The following is a 17,696-nucleotide window of genomic DNA, read 5'->3' as shown; positions in this document are numbered from 1 at the left end:
GAGGGTGAACACATGGGATCGAATCAATCGAACGGGCTTTTTCCCCCAGCTTGTTACCGCATCTTTGAAGCGCGCGTTGGGTGGTCAGACGCCACGCGCCACTCTTTGCCAGGTGGATGCTGCTTTTGATCAGGGGTCGGTTTTCCGCCACCTGTCATTGGCGACTCTGACTGACAGTGTGCTGATTCATATGCATGTTGATGAACTCGAAGATGGCGGAGCCTCCGTTGGCACGGGGATCTTCCCCCTTTCCCGTTTGGGGACGGTGTCGTCGATTGAGGTCTATCGTGAGGCGATGACATCGATGTTTCCTGCGGAGCTGACCATCTCGGTTGATCTGGGGGCAATGCGTCGTAGCGAAGTTGAGCCCGCTCAATGTGGCGATCCCTCGTGCACAGCGGAACACGGTTACACGGTCGCATCTTTCCCCGATGATTTGAATTTCCGTATCAGCGTCGACGCTGATGGCGTGGATGCAATGACTGAAGCCAGGCAGTTCGTGGATCTGCTTTCATCTGCTACTCGAGATCACCACTGATCGCCATGGCCACTTCACCCGTTTCGGTTCCCGCATGGGCAGATGTGCCTTCGCAGGCTGACCCGTGTTTGGCTGATGTTTTTGGTGCCGCTTTGGCATGTGCCGGTCTGCCTCTGGGGAACGAGGCCGCTCGGGCTCGTTTGTCGCTTGACCGTGAAGAAGGGCAGCTCCTGATCATCTTGGTCGATGGCTTGGGCTATGTTCCCTTGATGTCTCACCTTGGGCACGCGTCGACCTTGCGGTCGGTGCGCGATGACATTGTGAACCTTCACACGATCGCGCCGTCGACGACAGCCGCTGCGATTACCTCTTTTGGAACGGGGGAAAAGCCTGGGAAGACGCGGATGGTGGGCTATGCGGTTGCCCGGGGGGATTCGGTGATGAATCTTCTGGCGTTTGAGAATGGTCCAGATCCTCTGGCATGGCAAGAATGTCCGACTTACTTTGAGCGCCTCAGCCAGCAGGGGGTGAAGTCCGCAGTTATTTCTCCGCCGACGTTCGCTGGTTCGGGCTTGACGAAGGCTGCCTTAAGGGGCGCGCGCCACGTGGCTGGCAAAACCTGGGATGAGCGTGCCAGTGCGGCTCTGCGAGAGCTCAAGAAAGGCACGCAGGTCGTCTACCTCTACTGGTCAGAAATCGACCATACGGGCCATGGGCATGCAGTGAGCTCTTGGGAATGGTCCGATGCTCTTGAAGCCTTCGACGCCGGATTGGGGCGCCTGCTTCGTAGCCTGCCCCGCAACGTGCGTACGGTACTGACTGCTGACCACGGCATGATCGATATTGACCATGGTGCGTTGATTGATCTTGCGGATCGTCCAGATCTTGCCGACGGTGTACGGATCCTTGCCGGAGAAACACGCGCTGTTCACATTCATACCGAAGCTGGCCGTGAATCCGAAGTGATTGACCGTTGGAAGCATGAACTGAACGACGTCGCGTGGGTACTCGGTTGCGATGAATCTGCGAGCCTCTTGGGTGAAGGCCCAGGTAATCGCGAAATTGGCGCGGGTATCGCGTTCTTTAATGGACGCGCAGGCCTCGTTGATTCCAGATCACAAAAGCCGGAAATGATCGCGATGCCTGGAGTCCACGGTTCCCTGACCGAAGCTGAAATGCGAATTCCGCTGATCCGGCTTTCCTGAACCCGAGCCGTCAGCAAAAAAACGAAAAACTCACGAGCATCATGTGTCGTGGGTTTCTCGTTTGAAAACGACTACTTCGACTTTGAACCGAAGACGATCTCGTCCCAACTGGGAACAGAACGACGACGAGACTTCGACTTCTTCGCGCTAGCTGGCGCTGAAGAATGAGGCTCTTCAACAAGGTTTTCAAGACCTGGCAACGACTGGTCATCGTAATCAGCATCCGAATCGGTGGACGCTTTTTTCGCGGGCGCAGTCTTCTTTGCAGAAGGAACCTTCGTGTCCTGGGTCTTCGAGTTGGGAGCTTCCTTGTCCTTTGGTGAAGAAGTAGACGCGCTCGGGATCGGCGTCGATGCGGACAGTGCATCTAGAACAGGGAACTCGGAGTTCTGCGAAGGGACCTCTTCCTCTTCCTTCGTGCGAGCATGTGCCAAGGAATAGATGCGAGCCGAAATTGAAGAATCGGTCAGCGTGGCCTGTTCGAACTCTTCGGGGTCAAAATCCTCGTCATCAAGGTCATACTCGATGTCCTGAGGCTTTCCGCGGCTCGCATTCAACTGATCAATGATCGCTTCACGTGCGCGAACTTCTTCGAGGTCTGCAGGATCCAACGCATCGGGTGCGTTCGGCTGCAGGGGAGTGAAGATTGAAGCCGCAGGAGTCGACGACTGGGTTTCAGTCAGCCACTGGGCTTCCTGATCAATAGCTTCAAGAGGACCGGTCTTCGGCAACAGCCAATTGGCGGCGTGTTCTGACGCCGACTGGATGAACGTCAAGCAAATCTGCCAGGGGCCAGCACCTTCGCGACTTGCATTCCATTCCAAAGTTGACGGATCAACACCGCGTGCGGCCAATCGATCAATGACAAGCTCACCCATCTTCGGGCCGTCCGCTACCGAGCCAATACGCATATTCTGCGCGCGCTGGAGTGCGTATTCTTTTTCAGCCTGGATGGGGCTTTCGAAGGAACGCACCATCTCGATATCGCATGCGTGGGATGTGGCGATTTCTTCGGGAGTAGCGCCGGCACGGAGCAGGCTCTGAATCTCGCGGGGAGAGATCTGCTGACGCGCTGGGCTGGGTGCTGGCTCGAGGTGCATACGATGACGACGGATTGATCCGCGAAGCTCGTCAGTAATAGAGACTTGGTAGCGTTCCCCGTTTGGATCGGTAAAGACCAGCGTTTCGCCGTCTGCGCCGATACCGAGCAAATCGAGCTCGATCATGAGCACCTCCTACAGTTCATCAGCGAAATGTTCTCAAACTGTAGGCACTAATCGTGATTGAACGCGCCGCAAAGTCCTAAGTGGTGGCATTCGTCTCTTAACAGTGTTATATTCCCTCCGCCGATACAGTTCATGATCAGATCATGAAATAACCCGCCCGAAGGACGAAACTCATGGCTACCGATTACGACGCACCTCGTAAGAATGACGATGATGTTGCCGAAGATTCAATCGAGGAACTGAAGTCGCGTCGAGGTGACGCTGGTTCCGCTGAAATCGAAGAAGACGAGACCGAAGCAGCTGAGAACTTTGAGCTCCCCGGTGCTGACCTGTCGAAGGAAGAACTGACCGTTCACGTTATTCCCCGTCAGGATGACGAATTCACCTGCTCGTCCTGCTTCCTCGTCCACCACGCTTCTCAGCTCGCCTACGTTGACGACGCTGGGCTGCCGGTGTGCACCGAGTGCGCGGGCTGAGGCGCTATCTTGTTTTTCTCTCGAAAGAAAAAGGCTGAAGCAACCGATATTCCCGAGCTTGGAACGCAGGTAGCACCTGAAGAAACCGTTGACCCGATTGATTTGCCGGGCCCTCGCTCGGTTGGCGAGTGCGATACGTCCAACGGCTACATCGATATGGGCTCCTTGCTTCTTCCATCCGTCCCCGGTGCCCAGTTGCGTACCCAGGTCGGCGATGACGGTCACTCCGTTCTCAAGGTTTTAATCGTTATCGGAGACTCCGGTCTGCAGATTTCTGTTGCTGCAGCACCCCGAAGCGGTGGCGTGTGGGATGAAATCCGCGAAGAGATCCGTGCCGGATTGCTGAAGGATTCTGCAACAGTCATTGATCGCGATACGCGTTACGGGACTGAGCTCCAAGCTGATATTCCAGTCTCCCTTCCGGATGGCCGACAGGGGACCTCGCGGATGAGGATCATCGGACGTGAAGGCGACCGTTGGTTTGCGCGCATTGACATTCTTGGCCCTGCGGCTCTGAGCAATGAGGCAGGCAAAAACTTCGAGTCGATCATTGACCGGATCGTTGTCGTTCGCGACGATCAGCCACGCGCTCGCCTTGGGTTGCTCCCTCTTCACCTTCCGAACGAAGAAGTCGAGATTCCTCGTGTCTAAACACAGTTCGCGTGCGTCAGGCTTCTGGAGCGCACTCGCGCAACATTTCTCGACGGACAGTCGTCAAAAAGACGAGGCTCTGGATGAGGAACAGAGGCGAGCGCGCCGTGGAACCACTCCAATTCGTGACGTTCACAATCGTCAACACGTCACGCTTTTTGGCACGCTCATGTCAATGACCTACCCGCCTGAAGGATCACATTTCATGCTGGTTGGAACCCTGTATGACGGGACGGCCTCCATTGAACTGAGATGGCCGGGACGCGTGTCAATTCCGGGGCTGAAAGTCGGCGAACACATTGAGGTTGAAGGTACAGCAGGAATGCAAGGAGACGTGCTGACAATCATCAATCCGCTCTACCGCATCATCGCTTCGGAGAACATGTGAGCGCCTTAGATGAACACGATGAATCCACTGGCGTGACCGAGTCTGGTCCGACCTGGACGCGTCAACTCAACGAAGAATCGTTTTCTTTTACCCAGGCGGTCGGAGGCTGGCGCGGACTCACTGAATCCGTAGTGCCAGCCCTTCTCTTCGTTGTCGTTTTCATCATTTTCCACTCGGTCGTCGGCGCATCGGTCGTCGCGGGTGTCGTTGCGCTACTCGCCGTTGGCATCCGTCTTGTTCAGCGTCAGCCACTGACGCAATCGCTTTCAGGCGTCATCGGTGTAGGAATCGGCGTGGTCTGGGCTCTTGCTTCGGGCAGGGGAGAAAACTTCTACACGTGGGGCCTGATCACCTCGGCAGCTTTCCTTGTTGGCTTCCTTGCGTCGATCGTCGTAAGAAAGCCACTTGTCTCCCGGGGCGCTGGGATGTTCTGGGAACTGGAAGCTGACTGGTATCGCAAAGAAGAGTGGGCCGGCCTTAAGCGTCGAGGCCTTCTTCTTACGTGGCTTTGGACAGGGCTCTTCGCACTACGTCTTGGCATTGAGCTTCCCCTATGGCTTGCTCACATGGTTGGCCCATTAGGTATCGCGAAGCTTGTCCTAGGACTGCCACTCTTTGCCCTCGTCACATGGCTCACCTGGATGGGATTAAAACCGTTCTCTCCAACAAAGGCGGATGAGCATCCAGCCCAGGCCTCGTAGCGACGAATCGCGAATCGGGTGAAGGCGGAATTATTCTTCCGACTCGACTTCCTCTTCGTCGGCCGCTGGCGGAACTTCCACCAACGCTTGGAGAGTCGACAGAGCATTCTTCTCCGTATCGGAAATCAACAGCAACAACTCGTCACCGGACTCAAAAAGATCATCATCCGATGGCGTGAGTGGGCGACCATCACGGAGCAACGACGTCAATACGGTGCGCGGAGGCAGATCCGTGTCAGAAATGCGTTTGCCAACGATCGGGGAGCCCTCGGGCAAAACGATCGCGTACATCGATACTTCAGCAGAGTTGAACGAGAACAAACGAACCGGAATACCCTCGGACACGGCTTCTTCCACGAGAGCCGTCATAATGCGTGGGGTCGACACCGAAACATCAACGCCCCACGAGCCATTGAACAGCCACTCATTGTGAGGATTGTTCAGACGAGCAACCACTCGCGGCACCGCGAACTCGGTCTTCGCTAGCAAAGAAATAACCAGATTAGCCTTGTCATCGCCCGTCGCGGCAACCATCACGTCAGCTTCCGCAAGACCTGCTTCACGCAAAGCGTCGGGAGAACAGGCGTCAGCGAGAACCCAGTCCGCGTCAGCAACCGATGCAACGCGTAACTTATCGGGCTGCTTATCGATCAGAGTGCACTCGTGACCGTGTTCGAGAAGTTCAAGGGCGACGGAGCGACCAACCGAGCCTGCGCCTGCGATAACGATCTTCATGCGTATCAGTCCTCAAAGTTCGGGGTGGCCGTCAGAATAGAACGCAAGCGCGTCGACTCTGCTCCACCGATCGCAAAGTACAGCTGGTCGTGTTCTTGCACCACGAAGTCTTGGCGCGCTGGAACGATAGTCCCCAAACGGGATACGAAGGCAATACGCTCGCCGGTAAGTTCTTCAACTGTCGGGAAAGAAACGCCGTACCACGATGTCTCGGGCGTCGCCGTAACCAAGGAAACCTCGCCCGTGGGGTGCGTCCATGTGACCGCCGCATCCGGGGGAAGCATACGGCGCAGAACTGATTCTGCCGTGCGCTTCACGGTCGCAACCGTTGGGATGCCGAGACGCTCGTACACGTAGGCGCGTTCAGGATCATAAATTCGTGCGACAACGTGTGGCACGTGGAAGGTCTCTTGGGCGATACGCGTCGAAATAATGTTCGAGTTATCACCGCTGGAGACAGCTGCGAACGCATAGGCGTCTTTAATGTCAGCTTTCTTCAGGGCCTCGCGATCCATACCCAAGCCGGTGACGCGCTTGCCGGAAAAATCTGACGGCAGACGCGAGAAAGCTTTCGGATCAACGTCGATGACTGCAACTGAATGCCCATCAGCATCCAAAGCGGTGGCGAGGAAAGAACCAACGCGACCGCATCCCATAATGACGAAATGCACGCTCCTAAACTACCCGCATCAGCGTGCTTTCGTCACGTCTGAAGGGCTGGCCTAGAGCACATGTTCTCGGTATCACTTAAAGAGTTGCCCCAAGGAGTGCTGTTTTGACGCTAATAGGGCTACGCTTTAGCCCGTGCTGTATAACGTTTTCGCCAGAGCAAAACGTGTTCTGATCGGTCGTCCGATGCGTTCGGACGCGATGGGACACCAGCTTCTGCCTAAGCGCATTGCGCTACCGATCTTCGCCTCAGACGCGCTGTCGTCGGTCGCCTATGCCCCCGATGAAATCCTGCTGACCTTAGCGTTGGCGGGCGGTTTGGCTGCCCTGCAGTCGATTTGGGTTGGTGTCGTCGTCGCTGCGGTTCTTGCAGTTGTCGTGTTGTCATACCGCCAGACCGTGCATGCTTACCCGTCGGGTGGCGGTGACTACGAGGTTGTCACAACGAACCTTGGTCGCACGTGGGGTCTGGTTGTCGCATCAGCTCTGCTGGTCGACTACATCCTGACGGTCGCCGTATCGATTTCGTCGGGTGCTGCCTACATCACGACTGCTTTGCCGTCGCTTGCGGGGCACGAGGTTCTGATCGCAGTTCTGCTTGTCATCATCTTGTCCCTGTTGAACCTGCGTGGCACGAAAGAAGCAGGTGGCGCATTTGCGATCCCGACATACATTTACATGGGTGCGATCGCGCTGATGGTGATCGTCGGCTTTGTGCAGATGGCGACAGGACACCTGGGGAGCGCACCGACAGCGCAATACGAACTGGTTGCTTCCGATCAATTCTCCTCTGGTCTGGCGGGCCTTGCGGGAGCGTTCCTGCTGATGCGCGCGTTCTCTTCCGGTTGCGCCGCTTTGACGGGCGTTGAAGCAATCTCGAACGGCGTGCCCATGTTTAAGCGTCCCAAGTCGAAGAATGCTGCTTCGACGCTTGCACTGCTCGGCTTGATTGCCGCAACAATGATGCTGTCGATCCTGATCTTGGCGCGTGCAACCGGTGTGAAGATTGTCGATGACGCCGTCGAACAGCTGACACTTAACGGCCAGCCCGTGGGTGAAGAGACGGTTGTGTCTCCCGCAATTGGTCAGATTGCTTCGGCTGTTTTCGGCCATGGATCAATCCTGTTCCTCTTGGTGACGACCGTGACCGGTTTGATTCTGGTTTTGGCAGCAAACACTGCGTTTAACGGTTTCCCGACTCTTGCGTCGGTTCTCTCCCGTGATTCCTTCCTTCCGCGACAGCTCTACAAGCGTGGCGATCGCCTTTCATACTCGAACGGCATCGTTGTTCTGGCTCTTGCAGCGATCATCTTGATCGTTGGATTCAAAGCCCAGACGACGCGCCTGATCCAGCTGTACGTGCTCGGTGTGTTTATCTCCTTCACACTTTCGCAGCTGGGCATGATTCGTCACTGGAACCGCGCTCTGCGTATGCGCCAGACCGGCTCAGAACGAGGCGCCGTATTGCGCTCGCGTGCGGTGAACATCATCGGTTTTATGATGACCGGCTTGGTTCTGCTGATCGTTTTGGCCACGAAGTTCACGCACGGTGCGTGGATTACGCTGATCATGATTGCGGTCGTCTTCTGCGTCCAACTCGGCATTCAGCATCACTACACGCAGATTCGCTCTCAGCTGCGTGTCGACGATTGGTCGGCGAAGCGTGCGCTTCCGACCCGCGTTCGTGCCCTGGTACTGGTCTCTAACCTTTCTCGCCCGTCTATGCGAGCTATTGCTGCGGCCCGCGCCTCGCAACCCTCCGCTCTGGAACTGGTGAGCGTCGTTGCCGACGATGACGAGGAAGCCCACATCCGCAAGGAATGGGAAGAATCTGGTCTACCGATCCCGTTGACCCTGCTGTCGAGTCCATACCGCGACCTCAACCAGGTTGTGTTGCAGTACGTGCGCGGGCGTCGCCGTCGCGCTCCGGAGGAAATGCTGGTTGTGTATATGCCCCAGTTCCTTGTCCGTCATTGGTGGGAAAATGCAATGCACAATCAGACTGCGGTGCGTCTTCGTCGTGCCCTCCTGTCTGTCCCCGGTGTAGTGATTACGACCGTGCCGTGGAAGCTAGGCGAAGATGACGAAGTGGAAGGTCGTCAGTTGATTAACGACCCCTTCAAGTCCGATGAGCACTATTCGAGTGCCCACGAAAACACGCGACCGCCTTCGTTGGCTTCGAAGTAGAATCGTTTCTTCACATCCAACTCGCTCCCGTGAGGCTTTGCCACCATCGGGGATTATCAAAGGCTTCATATGAATAAGCGCCGTTATCGTCACCGCACTGTCACTCCACGCAACGAAGAGATTATTGAGTTGCGTGTTGGCGAGCCGGCTCACGGTGGCGCGTGTGTTGCCCGCGACGTTTCCGGGCGCGTGGTGTTTGTCCGTCACACATTGCCCGGCGAAAAGGTGAAGGCACGCGTGACGGCGGTGCAGAAGAACCTTGCGTGGGCTGACGCTGTAGAGATTCTTGAGGCATCTGCCGATCGTGTGCCGTCCGTGTGGCCACAGGCTGGCCCCGGTGGTGTCGGCGGTGGCGAGCTTGCTCATGTGGCGCCCGCGGCTCAGCGTGTGTGGAAAGAGACGGTTCTGCGTGGCCAGCTTCGTCGCGTTGGGGGTGAGGCTCTGTCTGCCCGCGTTGAGGATCTGGGGGGTGTTACAGTGCGCCCAGCTCCTGGGGACGAGGCCGACCAGACTTTATTGCACCGTCGGACGCGCATCGAGGTCGTCATTGATCGCGCTGGCTTGGCCGGTATGCACACCTATCGTGGCAAAGATGTCATTGCTCTAGATTTGATGCCATTGGCTTCAGAGCCGATTGAACGATTGGGCCTGTGGGGTGCGAACTCTGAATGGGCTCCCTTCTTTGAGCCTGCTGACCGTGTGCGCGTTGTCGCGCCTGACGGTGGCTCTCCGGTCGTCGTGACTCCTCGCGGAACATTCAACTCGTTGGGTGAAAAGTTCACGGAAACGCGATTGCCTTGGCATGTCACGGTGAACGGTGAGCAACTGGAGTACCGCGTTCGTGTTGGGGGCTTCTGGCAGACGCATGTCATGGGCGCTGAAGTTCTTGCAAACGCAGTCATGGGTGTTGCTTGTCTGTCTGAAGGCGACCGGGTGATGGAGCTGTATTCGGGTGCTGGCCTGTTCAGTGTTCCGATGGCAAAGGCTGTTGGTGCACGCGGTCACGTTGTCACCTTGGAAGGTTCTGCGGGCGCGGTCGAGGACGCAGGGGAGAACTGCGCGCCCTTTGACTGGGTTGAACCCTATGTTGGGAATGTCGACACTGAAGGTGTCCGTGAACTTGCAGCGGAGCTAGAAGGACGCCCGGACGTCATTGTTCTTGATCCTCCGCGCGCGGGTGCAGGTCGTGAGGTGACTGAGGCTATTGCTCAGTGTGGTGCATCGAAGATTGTCCTGGTTTCATGTGATCCTGCTGCCGGTGCCCGTGACATGCGCCTGCTCACCGAATCGGGGTATGAATTGGCTAGCCTCAATGCGTGGGATTTATTCCCGCATACGCATCACGTTGAGACTATCTGTTTGATGTCAAGGGTTAAGGACTAAACAGTATAGAAAAGGCTTGAAATCAAGGGATTTCGAAGAACTGCTCCAGAACTTCATCAGCCGACTTTCAATGAAGAATGTCGATCGGGGGAAAACAATGATCTTGCGTCTGCGTTTAGCAAAACTGTAAATTCTTCATACTTAAAGGAGTAAATAAAATGAGTTTAAATTATAAAATTGCATCAGGAATAGTGAGACTATTAAATGTCAAAAAAATGTTTTTAAAGAACAAAGACGAGATGCTTGAGTATGCAAAGGGAGAAAATGCAAAAGAAGTATTTGATTTAGATAAGGCAATGAAGAGGGCAAAGAGAAAAAATTATTATCTTTACGACAGAGATGTCATGGGATATAGTCTGATTTCATATCAAAAAAATAAGAGTTCTTCTCATGGGGCGGTTCTCTATCTCTTCGGCGGAGGAATGATTACACAACCAAACAAATTGGATTTTACTTTGTCTGAAAGAATAATGAAAAAAACCGGTAAAGATGTTTGGTTTTTATTTTATCCTCTTTGTTCAGAGGATATAAAGGTGGATAAAACCTATGAAGTTTGTTTTGAAACCTATAGGTTAATGACAGAAACTTATAAGGCGGAAAATATTAGCGTGCTTGGATTTTCGTCAGGTGCCTGCCTATCTATTGGAATATTTCTCTATAATAATGCTTTAGGCAGACCCCTTAAAATGCCTGGTAAAATTATTTCAGTTTCTCCGGGCGGAATTCCCGATGTAAGTCTTGACAAAAATAAGGGAATATGGGAGAGATTAAATGAACTTAACCATGAAGACATAATGATTGAACCTACATATATTAAAACTGCAAGAGAAATTTTAAATGGAGATGAAGATTTACCGGAATATATGTTAGATGGAACGGTAGGAGATTTTACCGACTTTCCGAAAACATATTTTTATTACGGCGAAAATGAATGCCTCTACGCCTTTGCGGAAGAGTTTAAAAAAGCAATGGAAAAATACCGTGTCCCATATGAAATCATTGTAGGTAAAGGGATGTGTCACTGTTATCCTATGGCAAGGTTTTTTAGAGAAGGCAGAGAGGCGCAGGAACAAATTATTGAATTATTGAAATCTTAATCTAAGGACGGAGAAGAAGGGATTTGAAAATCCGTGCTTTTAATTGAAACCGTCATTTTATGCTCTGCATTTTTTGCGCTCTGTTTTTTGGGTACCGGCACGGATGAGAAAAATTTAAGAAATTACATGTCCTATCCTGATGAAGTTCAGAAGCAAATCAAAGAGATTGAAGAGTATCAGGGGAAATATAAGGAAACAGACAGATTTGCTGCATGGATCGCAAATTTTTTACTATTTACTATCTTATTTTTATTGTTAGGAATCATCATTCGTCAAGCAAACTTTATGCATAACTTTATTCGTTTGCTGATTTTAGGCGAAACGTTAAATGTTTTTGACCTTATTGTTATTGATCTATTATGGTGGAGAAATATAAAACGGATAAGGCTATCAAAAATACCGCAAAAGGAACTCTACCAAAATCCTAAAAAGCACATTGAAGCTTTTTTAAGAGCGCTGGTTCTGTATTTTTTTGTTGCGATGCTTGACGGATATTTACTGACTCTATTTTGACCAACAACCATTGTGAGGGTGATTTACGGGGATGTCATGCGAGCCGCTATGGGCGGAACTGCAATAGCTGTAATCTTTAACCGTGCGGCGGCTGCTTTGGCGTTTATAAATCCGAGATATTTTTTTGATTCTTATCCAAAGGTAATTCAGGTTTTGATTGTTGGATTATTAGAAAGATAACGACGAACGATAAAGCCCGGGAAAGTAAGCGCATTATGCCAAGCCAAAAGAGTATTTAAAGTCACTTAAATGATAAAAGATTCTGTTTGCAACGACCTTTGACTTGCACCATCTACAACATTCCTTTTGCCAGCTTCCACTCTGCAACGAGTGTTAAGACTAAGTTCTTGATGCAGGGTTATCATCAGGGTAGTCGTGATACACCTAGAGACAGTTGCTTTGCTTCAACGCGTGAATTGACGCTGTCGGTTCTTCCTCCAGATTGACCTTCGTATCTTAGGTACTGGCATCGTTTCGCTGATCGTCGTCGCGGGTTGGTTTTGTCTCTTCTGGTAGCTGAATCTGCTCACTTTGCATTTTGGCGCCACTGTAGCGGTGGGGAATGGGGGAGAAGTAGGCGTGGAAATGTCGAGCAGATGGAACTCATTTTTAGGGCTCGTTGGATGACGAATCATCTTCTGCGTGCCGAACATAGACCCCAGTTTTTTACACTGCGACCAGTCACTCGTCCAGGCGTTGGATGCATACACTAGAGCTTCACGCACCTGTCAATCGATACATGGAGCTTCATGCAACTCTTGCTTGCCGTCATTTACGTCGCCTTCATCAGCTTGGGTCTGCCAGACTCACTGTTAGGTGCGGCGTGGCCGTCGATCTATCCGCAGATCGATGTCCCTGTTTCCTACGCAGGCATCATTTCAATGCTGATTGCAGCGGGTACCATCGTCTCCTCCCTGAACTCCGACCGCCTGACCCTGCGTTTTGGTACCGGCAAGGTGACAGCAACGAGCGTCGCGATGACCGCTGTAGCCCTTCTCGGCTTCTCCTTCTCAACGTCATTCCTTGAGCTTTGTCTTTGGGCGATTCCTTACGGTTTGGGCGCGGGTAGTGTTGATGCGTCGCTGAACAATTTCGTCGCTCTTCATTACAAGTCGCGACATATGAGCTGGTTGCACTGCATGTGGGGCGTGGGCGCCAGCCTTGGCCCGTACATCATGGGGTACGCGCTCACCGGGCATGTTGGTTGGGCTGGTGGCTATCGAATCATTGGCCTGATGCAAATCGGGTTGGCGACGTTGCTCTTTATCAGTCTTCCCCTATGGAAGAAAACACCTGTCAATACCGGTGTGAGTGACGCCAACTCCGCGCCCACACATCAGGCGGATGCTGATGATCGTCAAGCGCGGCCTCGTACCCCTTTGACCCTGGCGCAGATTCTTCGCATCCGTGGTGCAAAAGCAGTTATGCTCACATTCTTCTGCTACTGCGCGATCGAAGCTACAGCTGGACTCTGGGCTGCCAGCTACCTGAACCTTCACCGCGGAGTATCTGCTGAAGACGCCGCTTCGTACGCAGCGGCATTCTTCGTTGGTCTTACGGTGGGGCGGGCACTCAGTGGTTTCCTGACCATTCGATTCAGCGACGATCAGATGATTATTGGTGGTGAAGCCTTGATTGTCATCGGTATCGCCACCACGGTGATCCCAGGCCATAACATCATCGCGTTGATGGGGCTTGTGGTGATTGGCTTGGGGTGTGCTCCGGTGTATCCGAGCATCATCCACGCAACACCTGCGCGCTTCGGAGCGGACAAATCGCAGGCGATTATCGGCGTCCAGATGGCAACCGCCTATGCGGGCACCCTCGCCATGCCACCGTTTTTTGGGTTGATTGCGAACCATTTTTCTGTCGCGTTATTCCCTTACTACCTCATGCTTTTGCTGTTCGCGATGGCCGCTAGCCACCGCCTGCTATTGTGGATCAGCGCTACGCATGCGGACGAGGATACTGCCTAGCGCGATCCTCATCTGGGCGAGTCATCGTTTCGTTTCTACGAGCGCATGGGCTATGCGCTCATCTCAACCTTTCATCAATGCGGTTTCACGTCTGACCGGTGGTAGACATGGTGCGGATGGAAAAATGATTGGCTCGCATGAATTGCTGGCATCTTTTGTGTCTTTTTGTTCACTGAGAACCAACATCCGCGGGTTTTTAGTACACCAATGTTGTTGATTTCTGAGGCGAGTGTTGTGTGAGGGCCTCCTGCACCACCTGAGGGAAGCCGAGAATTCACCGAAAAGTCTGAATTCAACGAATCTGTCCTATTTCTACTTGCGGACACCACGTCAGCAAGTAATCTTGATATCAAGATACTTAAGTGTGTGCGCAACAGTGGAGGAGAGGTCATGGCATCCGTGAACTCATTCGGAGCACAAACCACCCTGAGCGTTGATTCTCAGGACTACACGATTTACTCGCTTGACGCGGTCGATGGCCTCGACAAGCTTCCGTACTCACTGAAGGTTCTTGCGGAAAACCTGTTGCGCACCGAAGACGGAGCAAACATCACCGCTGAGCACATCAAAGCGCTTGCATCGTGGGATCCGGATGGCGAGCCTGACACCGAAATCCAGTTCACCCCTGCGCGCGTCATCATGCAGGATTTCACCGGCGTTCCCTGCATCGTGGACCTCGCAACGATGCGTGAAGCAGTTGCTGACCTCGGTGGCGACCCGACTCTGATTAACCCACTGGCCCCCGCTGAAATGGTCATCGACCACTCCGTTCAGATTGACGTTGCCGGCACCTCGATCGCATTCGAACGCAATGTTGAACGTGAATACGAACGCAACCAGGAGCGCTACCAGTTCCTCCGCTGGGGTCAAGGGGCATTTGACAACTTCCGTGTTGTTCCTCCGTCAACCGGCATCGTTCACCAGGTCAACATCGAGCACCTCGCCCGCACGGTTTTCGTCAAGGATGAAGCCGACGGTTCGAAGATGGCCTACCCCGACACTTGCGTCGGCACTGACTCGCACACCACGATGGTCAACGGTCTCGGTGTGCTCGGCTGGGGCGTCGGTGGTATTGAAGCCGAAGCTGCCATGCTTGGCCAGCCCGTTTCGATGCTGATCCCGCGCGTTGTTGGCTTCAAGCTGAAGGGTAAAATCCCCGCTGGCACAACCGCCACCGACGTCGTGCTCACGATTACGCAGATGCTGCGCGCACACGGAGTCGTCGGCAAGTTCGTTGAGTTCTACGGCAGTGGCGTGGGCGCAGTTCCGCTCGCGAACCGCGCAACGATCGGCAACATGTCGCCGGAGTTCGGCTCCACCGCCGCCATCTTCCCAATCGACGAGGTCACGCTTGACTACCTGCGCCTGACGGGTCGGAGCGAAGAATCGATTGCCCTCGTTGAGGCATACGCGAAGAAGCAGGGTCTCTGGCACGATCCTTCACGCGAAGCCCGCTATTCCGAATACCTTGAACTCGACCTGTCGACGGTTGTTCCGTCGATTGCAGGCCCGAAGCGCCCGCAGGACCGTATCGAGCTGTCGGACTCGAAGGAGATGTTCGAGAAGACGATCGGCACCTATGCGCCGGACGGTCCGCGTGAGGATGTTGAGTTGATTCTGGCCGATGGGACGAAGACTCGCCTGAACCACGGTGATGTGGTGATCGCGTCGATCACTTCGTGCACGAATACGTCGAACCCATCGGTCATGTTGGCGGCCGGTCTGCTGGCACGTAACGCTGTGAAGCGTGGTCTGACGTCGAAGCCGTGGGTGAAGACGTCCCTGGCACCCGGTTCCAAGGTTGTCACCGACTACTATGAGAAGGCAGGCCTCTGGGACGACCTCAATGCTCTGGGCTTCAACCTGGTTGGCTATGGGTGCGCCACCTGTATCGGTAACTCTGGCCCGCTGACTCCCGAGGTTTCTGTAGCGGTGAACGACAACGACCTCGCTGTCGTGTCGGTTCTGTCGGGCAACCGTAACTTCGAAGGTCGCATCAACCCCGACGTGAAGATGAATTACCTGGCGTCCCCCCCACTTGTCATCGCCTACGCGTTGGCTGGCACGATGGACTTCGACTTCGAGAATGATCCGCTGGGAATCGACCCCGCAGATGGTTCGGAAGTGTATCTGCGTGATATCTGGCCGGACGCCGATGAAGTACAGAAGACAACCGACGCGTCGATCGACCGCTCCATGTTCGAAAACGGCTACGCGGATGTCTTCGCTGGCGATGAACGCTGGCGCTCTCTGAACACCCCCGAAGGCCATGTATTCGCATGGAACGGAGAATCCACCTACGTGCGTAAGCCCCCGTATTTCGAGGGCATGGGCTTGGAGCCTGCTCCAGTCTCGGATATCGAAGGTGCTCGCGTTCTGCTGAAGCTCGGCGACTCGGTGACAACCGACCACATTTCGCCGGCTGGCGCTTTCAAGCCGGAAACCCCCGCGGGGCAGTACCTGATGAGCCACGGAGTCGAGCGCAAGGACTTCAACTCCTACGGTTCTCGCCGAGGCAACCATGAGGTCATGATCCGCGGTACGTTCGCGAATATCCGTATTCGTAACGAGATGCTTCCCGGTGTTGAAGGCGGTTTCACGAAGAACTTTGCTCACCCGGGTGCACCGGTTTCAACCGTGTATGACGCCAGCGTCGACTATCTTGCCCAGGGCACCCCCCTCGTTGTCCTCGGTGGCAAGGAATACGGTTCCGGTTCGTCTCGTGACTGGGCAGCAAAGGGAACCTCCTTGCTCGGCGTGAAGGCCGTGATTGCTGAATCCTTTGAACGCATTCATCGCTCGAACCTGATCGGCATGGGTGTCTTGCCCTTGCAGTTCCCCGAAGGGCAGACGCGTGACTCGCTGGGATTGACCGGTGATGAGGTCTTCTCAATCCACGGTGTCACCGCTTTGAATGAGGGCATAACCCCGCAGGCTCTGACGGTCGAGGCTCTACGCGAAGACGGTACCTCCGTTACCTTCGATGCGCGCCTGCGTATCGATACGCCCGGTGAGGCTGACTACTATCGACACGGTGGCATCCTGCAGTACGTTTTGCGGGGCCTCGCTCAGCGTGACTAAAAACGCGCGCGGTAAGACGAGTGGGGAGGCACGGTGCGCTACCAAGTTGGTAGTCGCCTTCAAGATTTTGCGAGTGAATTATTCACAAGGCCAGGATGCCGCGTACCACGCTGCACCGACGATGCCGGCGGTATTACGAAGCTCAGCCGGGACCATCTTCGTCTTCAGATCAAGCAACGGCATGAACTTCGCGTGGTTCTTCGACACGCCACCGCCGACCACGAACAGGTCGGGGCTGAACAACATTTCAACGTGGCTGTAGTACTTCTGAAGGCGCTTCGCCCACTTCTTCCACGACAGATCCTGAAGTGTCTTCTGACCGGACGAGGCGCGGGTCTCGGCGTCGTGGCCGTCGATCTCAAGGTGGCCGAGCTCAGAGTTGGGGACGAGCTTGCCGTCCATGATCAGAGCCGAACCGATTCCTGTACCGAGCGTCGTGACAATGACCAGACCCGGGACATCCTTCGCAGCACCGTAAACGACCTCTGCCAGACCAGCAGCATCAGCGTCGTTGAGTGGAACAACCTTGCGACCAAGGTGCTTTTCCATCAGGTCAATGACATTCACACCAACCCACGAATCATCCAGATTCGCCATAAAAGGAATAACGCCGTGAATCACTGGAGCTGGGAAGGTAATTCCGACAGGAATATCGGAGGCAACCTCAAGACCTTCAAGAAGCTGACGACAAACATCAGCAACTGCATCGGGGGTTGCAGGCTTGGGCGTTTCAATGCGAATACGTTCGCCGATGAACTCACCAGTCTCCAGGTCGACCAGCGCTGCTTTCACGCCAGATCCACCAATATCGATTCCACATCCAACGGTCGTCATTGTGCGAATGATCCCTTCCGAAACATCATTGTTCGACTCAGTCGCTATCGTATCGTAGCGCCGAGCAACAAGGTCGCGCGAACAGTTACGTCCGCG

General features: G+C 54.2%; 16 protein-coding genes. 12 read left to right on the top strand and 4 right to left on the bottom strand.

Features of this window, described 5'->3' with window-relative positions; genetic code table 11:
• Nucleotides 1-4 precede the first annotated feature (4 nt).
• A complete protein-coding gene (locus tag HMPREF9241_RS06965) occupies nt 5-538 on the top strand; it encodes a DUF5998 family protein (RefSeq protein WP_006681579.1) in 534 nt (177 codons plus the stop codon).
• A gap of 5 nt (nt 539-543) precedes the next feature.
• On the top strand, nt 544-1,683 hold the full coding sequence (locus HMPREF9241_RS06960) for an alkaline phosphatase family protein (RefSeq protein ID WP_006681578.1): 1,140 nt from the start codon (nt 544-546) through the stop codon (nt 1,681-1,683).
• A 71-nt stretch (nt 1,684-1,754) separates the two neighbouring features.
• Here the strand turns inward: HMPREF9241_RS06960 and sepH are convergent, their stop codons facing one another.
• Nucleotides 1,755-2,909: a septation protein SepH gene (gene sepH / locus HMPREF9241_RS06955; RefSeq protein WP_006681577.1), complete on the bottom strand. Its 1,155-nt coding sequence runs from the start codon at nt 2,907-2,909 to the stop codon at nt 1,755-1,757.
• A gap of 173 nt (nt 2,910-3,082) precedes the next feature.
• On the opposite strand from sepH, the gene HMPREF9241_RS06950 reads away from it, so the two are divergent.
• The 4 genes from HMPREF9241_RS06950 (at nt 3,083) to HMPREF9241_RS06935 (ending at nt 5,125) form a co-directional block, all read left to right on the top strand.
• Nucleotides 3,083-3,385, top strand: coding sequence for a DUF4193 domain-containing protein (locus HMPREF9241_RS06950; RefSeq protein ID WP_006681576.1), 303 nt, complete (start codon nt 3,083-3,085; stop codon nt 3,383-3,385).
• Nucleotides 3,386-3,394: 9 nt separating this feature from the next.
• The gene (locus HMPREF9241_RS06945) at nt 3,395-4,036 is read left to right on the top strand and encodes a DUF3710 domain-containing protein (RefSeq protein WP_006681575.1); all 642 of its coding nucleotides are present in this window, start codon (nt 3,395-3,397) and stop codon (nt 4,034-4,036) included.
• A 79-nt stretch (nt 4,037-4,115) separates the two neighbouring features.
• Entirely contained in the window at nt 4,116-4,424 is a 309-nt protein-coding gene (locus tag HMPREF9241_RS06940) for a DNA-binding protein (RefSeq protein ID WP_243440792.1), read from the top strand.
• Nucleotides 4,421-5,125 (top strand): DUF3159 domain-containing protein, encoded by a 705-nt coding sequence (locus tag HMPREF9241_RS06935; RefSeq protein ID WP_006681573.1) that lies wholly within the window; start codon nt 4,421-4,423, stop codon nt 5,123-5,125. Before HMPREF9241_RS06940 ends, HMPREF9241_RS06935 begins: the two co-directional genes overlap by 4 nt.
• Nucleotides 5,126-5,155: 30 nt before the next feature.
• Here HMPREF9241_RS06935 and HMPREF9241_RS06930 read toward each other — a convergent pair whose 3' ends face one another.
• Together HMPREF9241_RS06930 and HMPREF9241_RS06925 are read right to left on the bottom strand one after the other, a co-directional pair.
• Entirely contained in the window at nt 5,156-5,860 is a 705-nt protein-coding gene (locus HMPREF9241_RS06930) for a potassium channel family protein (RefSeq protein WP_006681572.1), read from the bottom strand.
• Nucleotides 5,861-5,865: 5 nt separating this feature from the next.
• A complete protein-coding gene (locus HMPREF9241_RS06925; protein WP_006681571.1) occupies nt 5,866-6,516 on the bottom strand; it encodes a potassium channel family protein in 651 nt (216 codons plus the stop codon).
• A 199-nt stretch (nt 6,517-6,715) separates the two neighbouring features.
• On the opposite strand from HMPREF9241_RS06925, the gene HMPREF9241_RS06920 reads away from it, so the two are divergent.
• From HMPREF9241_RS06920 to acnA, 6 genes are all read left to right on the top strand, one after another.
• Nucleotides 6,716-8,716 (top strand): amino acid permease, encoded by a 2,001-nt coding sequence (locus HMPREF9241_RS06920; RefSeq protein ID WP_083856969.1) that lies wholly within the window; start codon nt 6,716-6,718, stop codon nt 8,714-8,716.
• A 69-nt stretch (nt 8,717-8,785) separates the two neighbouring features.
• Complete coding sequence (locus HMPREF9241_RS06915) at nt 8,786-10,099, top strand: class I SAM-dependent RNA methyltransferase (RefSeq protein ID WP_006681569.1); 1,314 nt, start codon at nt 8,786-8,788, stop codon at nt 10,097-10,099.
• A 158-nt stretch (nt 10,100-10,257) separates the two neighbouring features.
• Nucleotides 10,258-11,196 (top strand): alpha/beta hydrolase, encoded by a 939-nt coding sequence (locus tag HMPREF9241_RS06910; RefSeq protein ID WP_006681568.1) that lies wholly within the window; start codon nt 10,258-10,260, stop codon nt 11,194-11,196.
• A 33-nt stretch (nt 11,197-11,229) separates the two neighbouring features.
• Nucleotides 11,230-11,709 carry a hypothetical protein gene (locus tag HMPREF9241_RS06905; RefSeq protein ID WP_006681567.1) on the top strand — a complete coding sequence of 160 codons (480 nt, stop codon included), beginning with the start codon at nt 11,230-11,232 and terminating at the stop codon, nt 11,707-11,709.
• A gap of 749 nt (nt 11,710-12,458) precedes the next feature.
• Entirely contained in the window at nt 12,459-13,685 is a 1,227-nt protein-coding gene (locus HMPREF9241_RS06900; protein WP_006681566.1) for an MFS transporter, read from the top strand.
• A gap of 390 nt (nt 13,686-14,075) precedes the next feature.
• Nucleotides 14,076-16,766 (top strand): aconitate hydratase AcnA, encoded by a 2,691-nt coding sequence (gene acnA / locus HMPREF9241_RS06895; protein ID WP_006681565.1) that lies wholly within the window; start codon nt 14,076-14,078, stop codon nt 16,764-16,766.
• Nucleotides 16,767-16,844: 78 nt separating this feature from the next.
• Here the strand turns inward: acnA and ppgK are convergent, their stop codons facing one another.
• On the bottom strand, nt 16,845-17,600 hold the full coding sequence (gene ppgK / locus HMPREF9241_RS06890) for a polyphosphate--glucose phosphotransferase (protein WP_006681564.1): 756 nt from the start codon (nt 17,598-17,600) through the stop codon (nt 16,845-16,847).
• Nucleotides 17,601-17,696 lie beyond the last annotated feature (96 nt).

The sequence above is a fragment of the Schaalia turicensis ACS-279-V-Col4 genome (assembly GCF_000296505.1).
In the GTDB taxonomy this organism is placed as follows: domain Bacteria; phylum Actinomycetota; class Actinomycetes; order Actinomycetales; family Actinomycetaceae; genus Pauljensenia; species Pauljensenia turicensis_A.
Note: the sequence above shows the minus strand (reverse complement) of the source record. Positions and strands in the feature narration are given on the sequence as shown.